Below are 13,641 nucleotides of genomic sequence, written 5' to 3'. Positions count from 1 at the left end.
CTCCTCAGTGTGCGACGGCAGCGGCAGCGGCTTCGTCGATAAGCTGGCCGGTTGTGAAACGTTCTAGCGTGAACGGCGCATTTATCGGATGCGGCTCGTCGCGTGCGATGGTGTGGGCAAAGACATGGGCTGAGCCCGGGGTAGCCTTGAACCCACCAGTACCCCATCCGCAATTGACGTATAGCCCTGGTACCGGCGTCTTGCCGATGATCGGCGAACGGTCTGGTGTAACGTCGACGATACCTCCCCATTTTCGCAACATGCGCATGCGAGTGAAGATTGGGAAAACCTCGCAGATCGCGGCAACCGTGTGCTCGATCAAAGGAAGGCCTCCGCGCTGACTGTAAGAAACGTATTGGTCAGTGCCAGAACCGATAACCAATTCCCCTTTGTCGGACTGACTAATATAGGCATGAACCGAATTGGACATGACCACGCACGGGACGATCGGCTTAACCGGTTCCGAGACCAAAGCCTGCAACGGGTAACTTTCCAGCGGCAAGCGCACGCCGGCAGAATCCATAACGACGGAGGTATTGCCTGCAGCAGCCACAGCCACTTTACGGGCCTTAATAAACCCTCTGGGTGTTTCTACGCCAGTAACATGGCCTGATGCGTCGCGTCTGATCGCGGTAACTGGGCAATTCTGAATAATGTCGACGCCGCGCGCGGCTGCGCCGCGTGCATAGCCCCAGGCGACGGCGTCATGCCGGGCGACACCGGCTCTACGTTGAAGTGCCGCTCCCAGCACCGGGTAACGGGCATCAGGAGCGATATTTAGCGGTGGACAGAAATCCTTGGTCTGCTGCGGCGTCAGCCATTCATTGTCTATGCCGTTAAGTCTATTAGAGTGCATATGGCGTTTGAAGCTTTGCACGTCATGCACCGAATGCGCTAGCATCAGTACGCCGCGTTGCGAAAACATGACGTTGTAATTCAATTCTTGGGACAAACCTTCCCAAAGCTTCAAGGCATGCTCGTAGAGCCCTGCACTTTCATCATATAAGTAGTTTGAGCGGATGATTGTCGTGTTGCGGCCGGTATTCCCCCCACCCAACCAGCCCTTCTCAATCACCGCGACATTGGTGATGCCGTGAACCTTGGCAAGATAATAAGCCGCACCAAGCCCGTGCCCGCCAGCGCCGACGATGATCACGTCGTATTCCGGCTTGGGCTGGGCGTCGGGCCATTGCGGCTCCCAGTTCTTGTTACCCGTCAGGGCGTTGGACAGAAGCGATGCAAAGGAAAAGCGGGTCATAATTCACCCCGGAGTTCAACATTCCCGGAGTATTGCCAACCGGCTGAAATTCGGACAGAACATTTGCGTCACCGCAATGTTATCCTTACGACAACGGGCGCGGGGGGAGAGCTGATGACCCACAACTTTAGACCTCTTCGAGCCAAGAAGGGGCATACCATCCCACGCCTTAAGGTTGGCTTCGTCCTCGCTCGCCGCTTCACGCTCTGCGCCTTCGCAAACTTTGTGGACGTATTGCGCCTTGCCGCCGATGAGGGCGACCGCAGCCGGCAAATCCTTTGCGAGTGGACAGTGCTGTCAGATACGATGAATGCGATGCCATCGAGCTGCGGGGTGCTAGTTCAGCCCAATGAGCGTCTGGGTGATCCGCAAAAATACGATTACATTGTGGTGGTTGGGGGGCTAATCGACGAGATTCCCAATCTGAGTCCAGAATATACCCGCTACCTGCAGAAGGCTGCAGCATCGAAAGTGCCGCTCGTCGGCGTCTGCACGGGCGCCTTCATTCTCCACCGTGCCGGTCTGATGAACGGATATCGCTGCTGTGTTAGTTGGTTCCATCATGCCGACTTTCTCGAACAGTTCGATGGTCTGAAACCCGTGTCAGACCAGATCTTTATCGTGGACCGCGACCGGCTGACATGTTCTGGTGGCGCGAGTTCGGCGCATCTTGCTGCGCATCTAGTCGAAAAACATGTCGGAGCAGCCCAGGCGCGAAAGAGCCTGCACATCATGATTATCGATGATGCGCTCAGGGCGGAAAAGCCGCAACCTGGAATACCGCTCGATCTTACAACCACCGATACGTTGGTTAAAAAGGCCTTGCTCCTAATGCAGGTGCACATGGATACGCCACTGTCCGCCGCCGAAGTTTCCCGGCGCATAGGCAGTCCCCGGCGGCAGCTCGAGCGGCGTTTTCAGCGCTCACTAGGCATGGGCCCCTCCCTTGCCTATAAAATTATGCGGCTCGAATATGCTGAATTTCTCCTTCGCCATACCGACCAGTCAGTGACAGAAGTCGCCAATTCCACCGGGTTTTGTGATTCTTCGCATTTCATTCGTGCCTTCCGCGAGCGCCGCGGAGTCACGCCGGCGATTTTTCGTGAACGGGGTATTTCCGGTATATACGATAGGTAATCGCTCTAGCAGCCTGTTGAAGAAGTATCGCGCGCGGCCTTGAGGATGGCCTCGTCGGCGTTGTGGTAGGCGAACGTGATCTCGATCGAGCCGTCGTCGAGCAATTCGGCATGGCCGTAGCCGCTCACTTCGTCCGTTTAGTCGCAGCGATCCCACGTGAAGAAGGCCATCGATGGGGTGTAGCTGACATCGAGGCCGGCTTGCAAAGCACCAAATGCGATCTCGCCGTTGTTGTCGTCGCCGATGGTGATCGTGGCGGGACCGCAGAGCCACGTGCCGAGGTGCCGCAGGAAAGTGAGAGAAGGGCGGGTTTTCCGTGACGGGTTGAGGTCGGAGGAGAGGCTTCCGGCGCCGTCAGTGTTGATTGCCACTGAGAACTGACCCGGCGCAGCCCAATATTTCCATTGAGAATTGACCCATGTTTGAACCCTCCCTCGCATGTTTTCAGCGGGGGCTATGGAGTGATCGACATGGCGTTATTGAGCGTGATCCGACGCTGGCATTTTCGAGAGCATCTATCGATCCGGGAGATTTGCCGCAGGACTGGCCTATCCCGGAATACCATCCGCAAGTATCTCCGTGCCGACGGCGTAGAGCCGAAGTTCAAGGTCCCGGAGCGTCCGAGCAAACTTGACCCGTTTGCGGATCGGTTATCGGCCTGGCTGAAGACGGAATCCAAGAAGGGCCGCAAGCAGAAGCGGACGATGAAGCAGTTGCATGCCGACCTTATAAGCCTCGGCTATGAGGGTTCCTATAACCGCGTGGCGGCTTTTGCTCGGGAATGGCGGGAGGATCGGCAGAGGGAGTTGCAAACTACTGGCCGCGGGACGTTTGTGCCCCTGGCGTTCGAGCCGGGCGAAGCCTTCCAGTTCGATTGGTCGGAGGACTGGGCGATCATCGGCAATGAGCGCACCAAGCTCCAGGTAGCGCATACGAAGCTGAGCTACAGCCGGGCCTTCATCGTCCGGGCCTACCTCCTGCAGACGCATGAGATGCTGTTTGACGCCCACAATCATGCATTCCGCGTCTTTGGTGGCATTCCGGGTCGCGGCATCTACGACAATATGCGCACGGCGATCGACAAGGTCGGACGTGGCAAGGAACGTGACATCAATGTCCGTTTCCAGGCGATGGCCAGCCACTATCTGTTCGAGCCGGAGTTCTGCAATCCGGCTTCTGGCTGGGAGAAGGGACAGGTCGAGAAGAACGTGCAGGACGCGCGTCACCGCCTCTGGCAGCCCACGCCGCGCTTTCCGTCGCTGGCAGCACTCAATGAATGGCTGGAGCAGCGCTGCAAGGAACTATGGGCACAGACGCCGCATGGTCAGATGCGTGGCACCATTGCCGACATCTGGGCTGAGGAGGCTCAGGCTCTGATGCCAGTTTCCCGGCTCTTCGACGGTTTTGTAGAATACACCAAGCGGGTCTCGCCCACCTGCCTCGTGCATCTGGAACGCAACCGCTACAGCGTCCCGGCTTCCTTTGCCAACCGGCCGGTGAGCCTGCGGGTCTACCCGGATCGTGTCGTTGTCGCCGCGGAAGGTCAGATCGTCTGCGAGCATCGGCGCGTCATCGATCGTTCCCATGATCGGCCGGGGCAGACTATCTACGACTGGCGACATTATCTGGCGGTCGTGCAGCGCAAGCCGGGCGCTCTTCGCAACGGCGCACCGTTCGCCGAGCTTCCCGACGCGTTCCGGACTCTGCAGCAGTATTTGCTCAAGAAGCCGGGCGGCGACCGCGAGATGGTCGATATCCTGGCGCTCGTGCTTCAGCACGATGAACAGGCCGTTCTGTCGGCGGTCGATATGGCACTGAAGTCCGGCGTTCCAACCAAGACGCATGTGCTGAACTTGCTACATCGCCTTGTCGACGGCAAATCCTTCACACCACCGACCATCGAGGCGCCTCAGGCCCTAACGCTCATCAACGAGCCCAAGGCCAATGTCGAACGATACGATGCCCTGAGAAAGACGGAGGCCCGCCATGCGTCATAATCCGGCAAGCGGCGCTATCGTCATCATGCTGCGGCAACTGAAGATGCACGGCATGGCGCAGGCAGTCGGCGAGTTGACCGAACAGGGATCGCCGGCGTTCGAGGGCGCCATTCCGATCCTGTCACAGCTTCTCAAGGCGGAGACGGCGGAACGAGAGGTGCGATCGACGGCCTATCAGCTCAAGACCGCACGCTTTCCAGCCTACCGCGATCTGAACGGCTTCGACTTCGCCAGCAGTGAGATCAACGAGGCGCTCGTGCGCCAGCTCCATCGCTGCGAGTTCCTCGACGAGGCCAACAACATCGTTCTGGTCGGCGGCCCCGGCACGGGCAAGACGCATATCGCCACGGCGATCGGCGTCCAGGCCATCGAACATCATCACAAACGGGTCCGCTTCTTCTCGACCGTGGAACTGGTCAACGCGTTGGAGCAGGAGAAAGCACAGGGACGTTCTGGCCAGATCGCCAATCGCCTTGTCCATTCCGATGTCGTCATTCTCGACGAGCTGGGATACCTGCCGTTCAGTGCGTCCGGCGGTGCGCTGCTCTTCCATCTGCTGAGCAAACTCTACGAGCGCACCAGCGTCATCATCACCACCAACCTAAGCTTCAGCGAGTGGGCCAGCGTCTTCGGCGACGCGAAGATGACCACCGCGCTGCTCGACCGGCTCACCCATCATTGCCACATCCTCGAAACCGGAAATGACAGCTTCCGCTTCAAGAACAGCTCGGCGCATGAGACCAAAAGCAAAAAGGAGAAAGGCAGGAACTTGACCCAAGCCACAGACCCGAAACATACCTAATAGGCGGGTCAATTCTCGGTGGAAATGCCGGGTCAGTTCTCAGTGGCAATCAACAAACACCGGCATCCACTATCGTGCCGCCGTATGCCGGCTTGTCCTGCAGTTCCCAGATCTCAGCCACGCGCTCACCTCTACCCCCGAGTCTTGGAAGCAACGTGCCCGACCGCAACAGAGATTTCAAAGTTATCCTTCACGGGCCCGCAAAGGGCAGTTTATCGCGCCGTCATTCTGAAAGCGGAAGGACCGTTCTCGGCCCCAAGGCTGCCGAGCAGCAATCCACCCAATCTCGAACAAAAGGGCTTAGCTATACGTAGCCGATAGATTGCAGATCCATGTGGGGCTTGGGTTGTGAGTTCAGTAGGCCCATTAGGCGATTGAGGCCAAGTTCGATCTGGGGCAAGGAGTGCGCCGCTCCCAGGCACAGCCGCACAGCATGAGGCGCGTGATCGCGCTTCACGGAAAAAGCATCTGCAGTGATCACTCTCACGCCTTCGCGCAGGGCCGCTGCCGAGAATGAATCCATCCGCCACGGCTCGGGCAATTGCAGCCACAGGTGATAGCAGGATGTCGAGGCGCGCTCAGCATGGGTTCCAAGAATTTGGTGCGCCAAGTCCTGGCGTTCACGCGCCTGATCGCGGTGCCACGCAATCAACCTGTCTGCGTACCCGTTGGCCATCCAGTTGGTGACCACCGCTGCCATGAAAGGCGGAGACATCCAGTTGCTCATCGTCACGATTTCTTGGAGCGCGCGGTTCAACTTTGTGGGCACGACAAGGAAACCGATGCGCAGTCCTGGGGCCATGCTCTTGGAGGCGCTGGTAAGGTAAATGGTCCGTTCCGGGATGAGCGAGGCAAAGGGTGGCGGTCTGTCGTGTGCAAGGAAGCCGTAGACGTCATCTTCTATGATCCACAGGCCATATTCCTCGACGATAGCGGCAATCTCCCTCATCCTTTGTTCGGACATGGTCATCGTTGTCGGATTCTGCAGCACCGGCATGCAATAAAGCGCCTTCGGCCTTTTCGTCTCGCACAATTCGCGTAGGGCAGCTGGAATAAGCCCTTGTTCGTCCATCTGGATCGCGCTGAGATTGATCCCGAGTTGATGCGCAATCGCCCTCGCGCCGGGGTAGGTGAGTTGTTCGGTGGCGATGGATTCGCCATGGCCAGCTAGCGCCATCATGCTGATCAAAAGGCCATGCTGTCCACCGTTGCAGATGATCACGTTGTCCGGGTGTGCCCTGATGCCGATCCCTTCAAGCCATTGCGAGGCGACTGCGCGGTGCGAAAACATTCCTGCGCTGGGCTGGTAGGTTAGGAGCGCATCAAGCGAACCTGACCGCGACATGTCCTTCAACGTCAATCGCAGGATCTCGTCGGCTTCGCCGATGGCGGAAAGGTTCAGTCCGAGATCAATGACCTCCGGCTGAGGCTTTTCTGGCACCACCAGCCTGGTGATGTCGTCGCGATGATTGTCGAAATCGTTGATGAAAGTGCCGCGCCCGACTTCCCCCACGACAAGGCCTCTTGCCGCCGCTTCAGCGTAGGCCCTTGCTATCGTGCCGACCGTCACGCCCAGCCGATAGGCGAGATCGCGATGCGGTGGGAGCTTTTCTCCTGGCTGCAATTGGCCCTCTGCTACGCCCCGCTCGAGCGCGTCGCATATCGCAACGTAGATCGGCCCGGTGCCTTTCCTGATCTCCGGCTTCCAAATCATGGCGCCTCGCCAATTTGACACCGTGTCAATGAAATAATTGACACCCTGAAACGCCAGACATACGCTCAAAAAATAACAAAGACAAGGGAACTAAATCGGAAATCTAAGCACATTGAACCAATTGACACGAGTTCAATGGTAGATAAATGCCGAATATCACAATGGAGGACAAGATGAACTTGGGTAGATCCAGGCTGACCTTTCTGAATAGTAGACTGGTATTGAGTGTTGCCGTGGGCGCGTTGGCTTTCGGAACTGTAGCGCAGGCCGAAGAAACTCTGAAGATTGGCGCGCTGGGCGTGATGAGCGGACCATTTGCCGGTTGGGGCGGCGTCATGTGCCAAACCTTCAAGTCTCGGGCCGGCATGTGGAACGATGATGGCGGAGTAGCGATCGGCGACAAGACCTACAAGATCGAAGTCGTATGCGTCGATGACAAGGGCGACCCCAAGGGTGCTCAAACCGGCGCGGAAAAGCTGGTTTCGGAAGGCGTCAAGTATATCCAGGGACCGAACACGGATTCAACGGCAGAAAGCGCCAAGACCGTGATGGAAGCCAACGGCACCATCAACATGCCCTACGCCTTCTCGAAATCGCTCTACAAGGCGCACGCCCGCGCCGCCGATCATGATCATAAGGAACGCCTTGTTTGGTGATCTCGCATATCCGTTGCCGAAGCAGCTGAACGGATCGGTGAAGCATCTGGAAATCACCGCGCGCTCCAATGACCGCCGTTAGGGCGCCGGCAGGAAAAGACGAAAGGACAAGATGATGGCTTATCCCCGCGACATGGTCGGCTACGGCGACCGTCCGCCGATAGCGAACTGGCCGAATGGCGCAAAACTAGCGCTTCAGTTCATCGTGGCTTTTGAGGAAGGCTCAGAGAATTGCGTCCTGCATGGCGATGCCCATTCGGAGAACTTCATCTCCGATCTGATCGGCGCTCCTCAACTTTTCGGCGTGCGCAACATGAACATGGAGTCGCTCTACGAATACGGGACACGCGTAGCGTTCTGGCGGGTCTTCAATGAGTTCAGGGATCGAGGCATAAACACCACCGTGCTCGCAAACGGCCTGGCGCTCGAACACTATCCCGAGGCCGCGAAGATCATGCACTCGCTTGGCCACGAAATCGCTAGTCATGGCTGGAAGTGGGTCGATCATCAGTGGATGGGCGAAGAGACCGAACGCGCCCAGATGAGGCTCGCCATCGACACAATTGCCCGCCTGACAGGTGAGCGGCCGGTAGGCTGGTACACTGGGCGTTGCAGCCCTAACACGCTCAAGCTTGTGGTTGAGGAAGGTGGTTTTCTTTATGATTCAGATACTTATGCTGATGACCTGCCGTATTGGGAGAGCGTGAACGGCAAGCAGCATCTGCGTATACCCTATACGCTCGAGGCGAACGATATGCGCTTCGTCGCGGCAGCTGGTTTCAATTCTGGCGACCAGTATTTCACCTACCTGAAGGACACGTTCGACGTTCTCTATCGCGAGAGCGACAAGATTCCGCGGATGATGTCTGCCGGCCTCCACCTGCGCATCGTTGGTCGTCCCGGACGCTGGGCATCATTCCTCCGCTTTCTTGATTACGTCCAGCAGCACGAGGGGGTGTGGATCTGCCGGCGCGATGAAATCGCACGCCATTGGCACAAGCACCATGCGCCTCGACAGTGAGCTCAACGAGCAGAGCCCGGGATCGCGCCATGTCAACATATCTGAACGAAACCGATGCCGGAAAGCGCATCATGAGGCGCTGCGATGAACTTGGTAGCATCAGCAAGCCAGGTGTCGGCGTAACGCGGCTTTATCTCTCCCCGGAACATCGCAAGGCGGCGGAGACCATCGTCGGATGGATGCAAGATGCTGGCATGGAAGCGCGCATCGACGAGGCGGGCAATGTTGTCGGTCGCTATCATGCTGAAAGCGGCGGGGGTCCCTATCTCGTCACGGGCTCGCATATGGACAGCGTCGTAAACGCCGGCCGCTATGACGGTCCGCTAGGCGTGCTGAGTTCTCTTGATTGCGTCGCCGGCCTCAATAGCCGCCATCGTCGCTTGCCATTCGGCATCGAAGTGGTTGCGTTTGCCGACGAAGAAGGGACCCGATTCAGGACGACGCTCGCGGGAAGCCGAGCGCTGACTGGCCAGTTTGGCGACGATCTCTTCAATGCCAAGGACACAGACGGTGTGAGCGTCCGTGATGCGATGGTCGGGTTCGGGCTCGACCCGGAATTCGTCGACAAAGCTGCCCACAGGCCTCAGGACGTGATTGGCTACGTCGAGCTTCATATCGAACAGGGGCCGGTGTTGCAGGCTGCAGGTCTGCCGGTCGGTGTTGTTACAGCCATCAGCGGCCAGACCCGCGCAGTCATGCGGCTGAAGAGCGCCGCGAACCATGCCGGTACAGTGCCCATGGGGATGCGCAGGGACCCACTGCTGGCCGCAAGCGAGATAGCCCTGGAGGTCGAGCGCATCGCGTCGACATATCTAAATACGGTCGGCACGGTCGGCTTTATCAGAGCGGAGCCGGGGCTGATCAACGTCATCCCGGGTGAGGTTTCATTGACCGTCGACTTGCGTTCGCAGGGAGATGCCGATCGGTACGCGGCATACGCACAGCTAGAAACTGCCGCCCGGGAGATCGCAAGGAGGCGAGGGGTGGAGTTCGAAATCGACACCATCCTCGACCTTAAGTCGTGTCCATGTGAGCCTGATTTCATCAGGCAGATGCAGACGGCAGTCGAAAAGGTGGGTGTTCGGTCCCTCCATTTACCCAGTGGCGCTGGCCATGACGGGATGGCGATGAGCAGCCTCACACAAATCGGGATGATTTTTGTTCGGTGCAAGGACGGCATCAGCCATTCGCCGGACGAGTCGGTCACGGCAGAAGACGTCGCGGCGGGGGCTTCGGCGCTCCTGCACTTCATCGAGAATTTTCAAGGAAATCAGTAATGGAACCGAACCCAACCGCAAAAAGCTCCGGCCTTGGTTCAGAGGCGCGACTGATGGAGTACATCCGGTCGCATCGTGAAGATCAGGTGCGCATGCTTGCAGAACTCGTCAAGGTTCCTTCCGACAATCCCCCTGGCGATTGCGCTGCACATGCCGATCGCGCGGCCCAGATTTACGAAGACCTAGGGTTCACGGTCGAGCGGCATAAGGTCCCGGACGACCTGGTTGCGAGTGTGGGAATGATCAGCGCCACCAATCTAATTGTTCGTCACACATTTGGCCCCGGGCCTACCATCGCGCTCAACGCCCATGGCGACGTGGTGGCCCCCGGCGAGGGCTGGACCGTTGACCCCTATGGCGCAGAGATCAAGGATGGGTGGATGTACGGTCGCGGTGTCGCGACATCGAAATCCGACTTCGTTTCTTACGCCTATGCACTTCTTGCTCTGCTCTCCTTGGGCGAGAAACTATCCGGCACCATCGAAATCCATCTGACCTATGACGAAGAGGTCGGAGGCGACATCGGACCGCTGTATCTTCTACAACAGGGGCTAACCAAGCCGGATTATGCGATCTGCGCCGGCCTGTCCTACGGGGTCGTGACAGCCCATAATGGCTGTCTTCATCTCGATATCGACGTTCGGGGGAAATCTGCGCATGCGGCGCGTCCAGAAACCGGCGTCGACGCGCTGGAAGCCGCAACCCACATTCTGAGCCGGCTCTATTCGCTGCGCTCAGGCTTTTTGGAACAGCGCTCGTCGGTCGAAGGCATCACCACGCCGTCGCTGGTTGTCGGGCTGATCTCGGGCGGCATCAACACCAATGTGGTTCCCGACAAGATCGTCATGCGCGTCGACCGCCGCATGATCCCGGAAGAGGACGGCCCGGCGGTAGCGCGCGACCTGATGGCGTTCATCGAGGCGACCGCGCGGGAAATACCCGGCGTCGAATGCCATGTCCGCCAGCTCATGCTGGCCAATCCGCTAAAGCCACTCGCGGGCCAAGAGCGCTTGGCCGGTGCCTTGCAAAAGCATGCGTCGGAACTCGTCGGAGAGACCGTCCCAACGCATGGCGTGCCGCTCTACACCGACGCGCGACACTATAGCAACGCCGGCATCCCGACAGTGCTTTATGGCGCAGGCCCGCGCACGATGCTCGAGGCCAATGCTCATCGAGCTGATGAGAAGCTCAGGATCGACGACCTCGTTCTGGCGACGAATGTCGTGACGCTCGCGCTCCACGACTTGCTGACCGGCAACGCTTGAACCTCGGCAAGCCGCATATGGAAAGGGCAACTTACCGGCGGAGATCGAGGCCCTTTCAGAGGCCATGATCCAATGGCTCGTCAGCAGGAAAAATGGCCCTCGGCCGCCGGCTCGATCGCGCTCGAACTGAGGCTGCCCGCTGCATGGTGCCTTCAAGGAAATGGGACGGCAATTCGATTGCAAGAAACACCAACGATTTCAATGATTTGCAATGGCGCGCCAGACGAGATAACGCGATTGTCTGTTTCCAAAGAAAACGCGTGTGTCTGCTTCTTGTAGTCGCTTTCCAAAAGCCGTCAGTCTCCTTTCGGCCCCAGACCAGCCGTTCATCGCTCGATCGCGAGGCGTCAGCAATAGCTGGACAGCAAACAGCAGAGCTAAGCCAATCCTTGAGCCAGCATCGGCAGACTGATAGCATTTGCGCGCGGCGGCAGTCTGTCCGCAGGCCGGCGCAACTTTGGAAGACCCAGCCGGGAGGCGCCGGCCAAGTTGGAGCGTCGCATGCAGGACCGCCCTCTAGCCGGTCGAAAAAGGGCAGCGTTCCCGAATATGCCCATAACAAGTGCCGATCAACAGCGTCTCGATCCTCCACACTGTGGCTGCAGTGTCGGGTAGGAAAACCGACCGTCCCGATGTTTTGGGACGCCGCCTGCGCAATCAACCTCGAACGCTCAATGCAGCCAAGATTGCGGCTAGCTCAGGTGCCATCGAGCCAATCTCACTGATATGAATGCCCGACAGGCTTTCCAGCTTTCTTTCGCTCTCATCGGTGAGGGTGAGCAGGACCCTCCTGCCGTCGTGAGGATCTTGGCTTCGGAGAACCAGTCCGGCCTCTTCCAAACGCTTGGCCAGCTCGGCGGCGCTGTGGTGTTTTACCAACAGCCTTGTTGCCAGATCGCCCACGGACAATCCTTGCTCGCTGCCAATACCCTTGATGGTCAGCAGCGCCTGATGCTGTTGCTACAATTCCCGTCGCTCGATCAACATGCTCGTTCGCCTGTTCGCTGGCACTTCACGATCCATGCCAACGACGTCCTTGGTCGAATTGACGGTACAGAATTAACGCCGCCAAACCCCAAAGTGCGGGCGCACCCTTTCGTGATTTCTCGTTGATTGGCTCGACCCTTGCCCAGCAGTTCATTTTAGTGCTGACTAACTTTGCTTTGGGGCATTCAGGCAATGGCGGGGAGTACAGCCAATGAAATATCGCGAGGTGCAGGAGCAGCTAAGGCTAGTCGGCATCATGATCAGCAAGAGAGGCGACAGCCTTCGGGTCAATCATTTTTCTGGGGGCCCCGAAACGGCATACGTCACATCAGATTTGGAAGAGGCACTTCGGGCCGGCCTCACCATGGCCAGACCTAAACATTTGCCCGCGAACTGGTGCGCGCAACGCCACGCATAAATAATCGATGGTCGAGGATGAAGACTTCCTGACACAAGGCTCCATATGTGGACCATTCGTCGGATGTGATCAGTCCCGGTTCCCGCTGCGCGGCGCTATGCTGAACCTCCTTAGGTCACCTTGTTAACCGAGCGAATGGCCGCGAATTTGCTTCGACCTCGTCCCGGCATTGCCGTCCTGTCGGGCGGTCCGGGGTCTTTGCTTTATGCGCTGCTTCTTATGAGGCCGTTGTGAAGCAGGCGTATCCTGTACGGCCGTCCATTCACTGGTGCACTAATGCCATCCTGCTACGCCCAACCTTAGCAAGCTGTTTGCGACCAGCCGCGCGGCCTTGAACTAGGACGGTCGGCTTGAACGTGCTCTTGAGCCCTAGCCATGGTTCCTCTGGTCGCCATCTAGCTGCTAGTTTGGGTGGCAACGTTTGAGACATTTGTGTTTCGCTGTTGACAAAAGTCCGCTACCGAAACGGAATGGCGGTTTAGCCGCCGGAGGTAATGTGATGACTGAAGTATTGCTAAAGCCCAATAATCAGCTGATTGAGCTCACTGCCGATATCGTCGCGGCCTATGTTTCGAATAATCCCGTCCCGGCCGGAGAACTGCCTGGCTTGATTGCCCAAATCCATTCCAGCATCAGCACTCTTGGCTCGCCGGCAGCGCCGGTAGAAGTGCCATTGACTCCGCGGACATCGATTAAGAAGTCCGTCACGCCCGACTACCTGATCAGCCTCGAGGACGGCAAGCAGTACAAGACGCTGAAGCGTCACCTTACCATTCGCGGTCTTACGCCTGACCAGTATCGCGCGAAATGGGGGCTTGCCGCGGATTATCCAATGGTTGCGCCTAACTATTCGGCCCACCGATCGCAGATGGCTAAGAACTTTGGACTTGGCCGCAATCCTGCTGAAAAGCAGCCGGCAAAGCGAGCAGGACGCAAGACAAAGGCGTAGATGCTGCTCTCACTTATTCCGGTGCATCCAGGTTTTTCCGACAGCTACGTCAATCCGACGATTGGTGCCTAAACGCTGCGTCAGAAATAGCGACCGATTGGCTGCGCCTTGCTCTCGCTAGTTCTAGCTCGAGAACAGGCAGACGGCCGGAGTTGCGCCG

At 58.1% G+C, this 13,641-nt stretch carries 15 protein-coding genes; 10 read left to right on the top strand and 5 right to left on the bottom strand.

Going from position 1 to position 13,641, the window contains the following annotated elements; translation table 11 throughout:
- Positions 1 to 4: 4 nt before the first annotated feature.
- The gene (locus tag WHT83_RS10300) at positions 5 to 1,258 is read right to left on the bottom strand and encodes a sarcosine oxidase subunit beta family protein (protein WP_154387540.1); all 1,254 of its coding nucleotides are present in this window, start codon (positions 1,256 to 1,258) and stop codon (positions 5 to 7) included.
- 114 nt (positions 1,259 to 1,372) lie between these two features.
- Between WHT83_RS10300 and WHT83_RS10295 the strand changes: the two genes are divergently transcribed.
- Positions 1,373 to 2,395, top strand: a complete 1,023-nt coding sequence (locus tag WHT83_RS10295) for a GlxA family transcriptional regulator (protein WP_154387541.1) — start codon at positions 1,373 to 1,375, stop codon at positions 2,393 to 2,395.
- 5 nt (positions 2,396 to 2,400) lie between these two features.
- Here the strand turns inward: WHT83_RS10295 and WHT83_RS10290 are convergent, their stop codons facing one another.
- Both WHT83_RS10290 and WHT83_RS10285 read right to left on the bottom strand, forming a co-directional pair.
- A complete protein-coding gene (locus WHT83_RS10290; RefSeq protein WP_256438589.1) occupies positions 2,401 to 2,523 on the bottom strand; it encodes a hypothetical protein in 123 nt (40 codons plus the stop codon).
- Between the two features lie 9 nt (positions 2,524 to 2,532).
- Positions 2,533 to 2,766: a hypothetical protein gene (locus WHT83_RS10285; protein ID WP_406873735.1), complete on the bottom strand. Its 234-nt coding sequence runs from the start codon at positions 2,764 to 2,766 to the stop codon at positions 2,533 to 2,535.
- Positions 2,767 to 2,865: 99 nt separating this feature from the next.
- Here WHT83_RS10285 and istA point away from each other — a divergent pair, with 99 nt between their 5' ends.
- Together istA and istB are read left to right on the top strand one after the other, a co-directional pair.
- Entirely contained in the window at positions 2,866 to 4,392 is a 1,527-nt protein-coding gene (istA, locus tag WHT83_RS10280) for an IS21 family transposase (protein ID WP_315929027.1), read from the top strand.
- Complete coding sequence (gene istB, locus WHT83_RS10275) at positions 4,382 to 5,194, top strand: IS21-like element helper ATPase IstB (protein WP_315929025.1); 813 nt, start codon at positions 4,382 to 4,384, stop codon at positions 5,192 to 5,194. The genes istA and istB overlap by 11 nt, the downstream gene beginning before the upstream one ends.
- 304 nt (positions 5,195 to 5,498) lie before the next feature.
- Here istB and WHT83_RS10270 read toward each other — a convergent pair whose 3' ends face one another.
- Positions 5,499 to 6,908, bottom strand: a complete 1,410-nt coding sequence (locus WHT83_RS10270) for a PLP-dependent aminotransferase family protein (protein ID WP_406873734.1) — start codon at positions 6,906 to 6,908, stop codon at positions 5,499 to 5,501.
- A 161-nt stretch (positions 6,909 to 7,069) separates the two neighbouring features.
- On the opposite strand from WHT83_RS10270, the gene WHT83_RS10265 reads away from it, so the two are divergent.
- From WHT83_RS10265 to WHT83_RS10250, 4 genes are all read left to right on the top strand, one after another.
- Positions 7,070 to 7,564 (top strand): ABC transporter substrate-binding protein, encoded by a 495-nt coding sequence (locus WHT83_RS10265; protein WP_406873733.1) that lies wholly within the window; start codon positions 7,070 to 7,072, stop codon positions 7,562 to 7,564.
- Between the two features lie 115 nt (positions 7,565 to 7,679).
- Complete coding sequence (gene puuE, locus WHT83_RS10260) at positions 7,680 to 8,585, top strand: allantoinase PuuE (RefSeq protein WP_406873732.1); 906 nt, start codon at positions 7,680 to 7,682, stop codon at positions 8,583 to 8,585.
- 29 nt (positions 8,586 to 8,614) lie between these two features.
- Positions 8,615 to 9,862 carry an allantoate amidohydrolase gene (locus WHT83_RS10255; protein WP_406873731.1) on the top strand — a complete coding sequence of 416 codons (1,248 nt, stop codon included), beginning with the start codon at positions 8,615 to 8,617 and terminating at the stop codon, positions 9,860 to 9,862.
- Positions 9,862 to 11,127 carry an ArgE/DapE family deacylase gene (locus WHT83_RS10250; RefSeq protein WP_406873730.1) on the top strand — a complete coding sequence of 422 codons (1,266 nt, stop codon included), beginning with the start codon at positions 9,862 to 9,864 and terminating at the stop codon, positions 11,125 to 11,127. Before WHT83_RS10255 ends, WHT83_RS10250 begins: the two co-directional genes overlap by 1 nt.
- A 657-nt stretch (positions 11,128 to 11,784) precedes the next feature.
- On the opposite strand, the gene WHT83_RS10245 is transcribed toward WHT83_RS10250, so the two are convergent.
- Positions 11,785 to 12,030 carry a MarR family transcriptional regulator gene (locus tag WHT83_RS10245; protein WP_406873729.1) on the bottom strand — a complete coding sequence of 82 codons (246 nt, stop codon included), beginning with the start codon at positions 12,028 to 12,030 and terminating at the stop codon, positions 11,785 to 11,787.
- Between the two features lie 9 nt (positions 12,031 to 12,039).
- Between WHT83_RS10245 and WHT83_RS10240 the strand changes: the two genes are divergently transcribed.
- The 3 genes from WHT83_RS10240 to WHT83_RS10230 all read left to right on the top strand — a co-directional run bounded on the left by WHT83_RS10240 (position 12,040) and on the right by WHT83_RS10230 (position 13,481).
- Entirely contained in the window at positions 12,040 to 12,240 is a 201-nt protein-coding gene (locus WHT83_RS10240; RefSeq protein WP_406873728.1) for a hypothetical protein, read from the top strand.
- Between the two features lie 85 nt (positions 12,241 to 12,325).
- Entirely contained in the window at positions 12,326 to 12,532 is a 207-nt protein-coding gene (locus WHT83_RS10235; protein WP_406873727.1) for a hypothetical protein, read from the top strand.
- 499 nt (positions 12,533 to 13,031) lie between these two features.
- Complete coding sequence (locus WHT83_RS10230) at positions 13,032 to 13,481, top strand: MucR family transcriptional regulator (protein WP_406873726.1); 450 nt, start codon at positions 13,032 to 13,034, stop codon at positions 13,479 to 13,481.
- Positions 13,482 to 13,641 lie beyond the last annotated feature (160 nt).

The organism is Aminobacter sp. P9b (genome assembly GCF_045345995.1).
Taxonomy (GTDB): Bacteria; Pseudomonadota; Alphaproteobacteria; order Rhizobiales; family Rhizobiaceae; genus Aminobacter; species Aminobacter niigataensis.
The sequence above is the reverse complement of the archived record's forward strand: the minus strand, read 5'-3'. Positions and strand labels throughout refer to the sequence as shown.

What these genes read in the sequence shown, in the direction of transcription:
- WHT83_RS10235 (WP_406873727.1), top strand. Translation starts at nt 12,326, where the DNA reads ATGAAATATCGCGAGGTGCAGGAGCAGCTAAGGCTAGTCGGCATCATG.
- WHT83_RS10300 (WP_154387540.1), bottom strand. Translation starts at nt 1,258, where the DNA reads ATGACCCGCTTTTCCTTTGCATCGCTTCTGTCCAACGCCCTGACGGGT.
- WHT83_RS10255 (WP_406873731.1), top strand. Translation starts at nt 8,615, where the DNA reads ATGTCAACATATCTGAACGAAACCGATGCCGGAAAGCGCATCATGAGG.
- WHT83_RS10230 (WP_406873726.1), top strand. Translation starts at nt 13,032, where the DNA reads ATGACTGAAGTATTGCTAAAGCCCAATAATCAGCTGATTGAGCTCACT.
- istA (WP_315929027.1), top strand. Translation starts at nt 2,866, where the DNA reads ATGGCGTTATTGAGCGTGATCCGACGCTGGCATTTTCGAGAGCATCTA.
- WHT83_RS10250 (WP_406873730.1), top strand. Translation starts at nt 9,862, where the DNA reads ATGGAACCGAACCCAACCGCAAAAAGCTCCGGCCTTGGTTCAGAGGCG.
- WHT83_RS10270 (WP_406873734.1), bottom strand. Translation starts at nt 6,908, where the DNA reads ATGATTTGGAAGCCGGAGATCAGGAAAGGCACCGGGCCGATCTACGTT.
- WHT83_RS10265 (WP_406873733.1), top strand. Translation starts at nt 7,070, where the DNA reads ATGGAGGACAAGATGAACTTGGGTAGATCCAGGCTGACCTTTCTGAAT.
- istB (WP_315929025.1), top strand. Translation starts at nt 4,382, where the DNA reads ATGCGTCATAATCCGGCAAGCGGCGCTATCGTCATCATGCTGCGGCAA.
- WHT83_RS10295 (WP_154387541.1), top strand. Translation starts at nt 1,373, where the DNA reads ATGACCCACAACTTTAGACCTCTTCGAGCCAAGAAGGGGCATACCATC.
- puuE (WP_406873732.1), top strand. Translation starts at nt 7,680, where the DNA reads ATGGCTTATCCCCGCGACATGGTCGGCTACGGCGACCGTCCGCCGATA.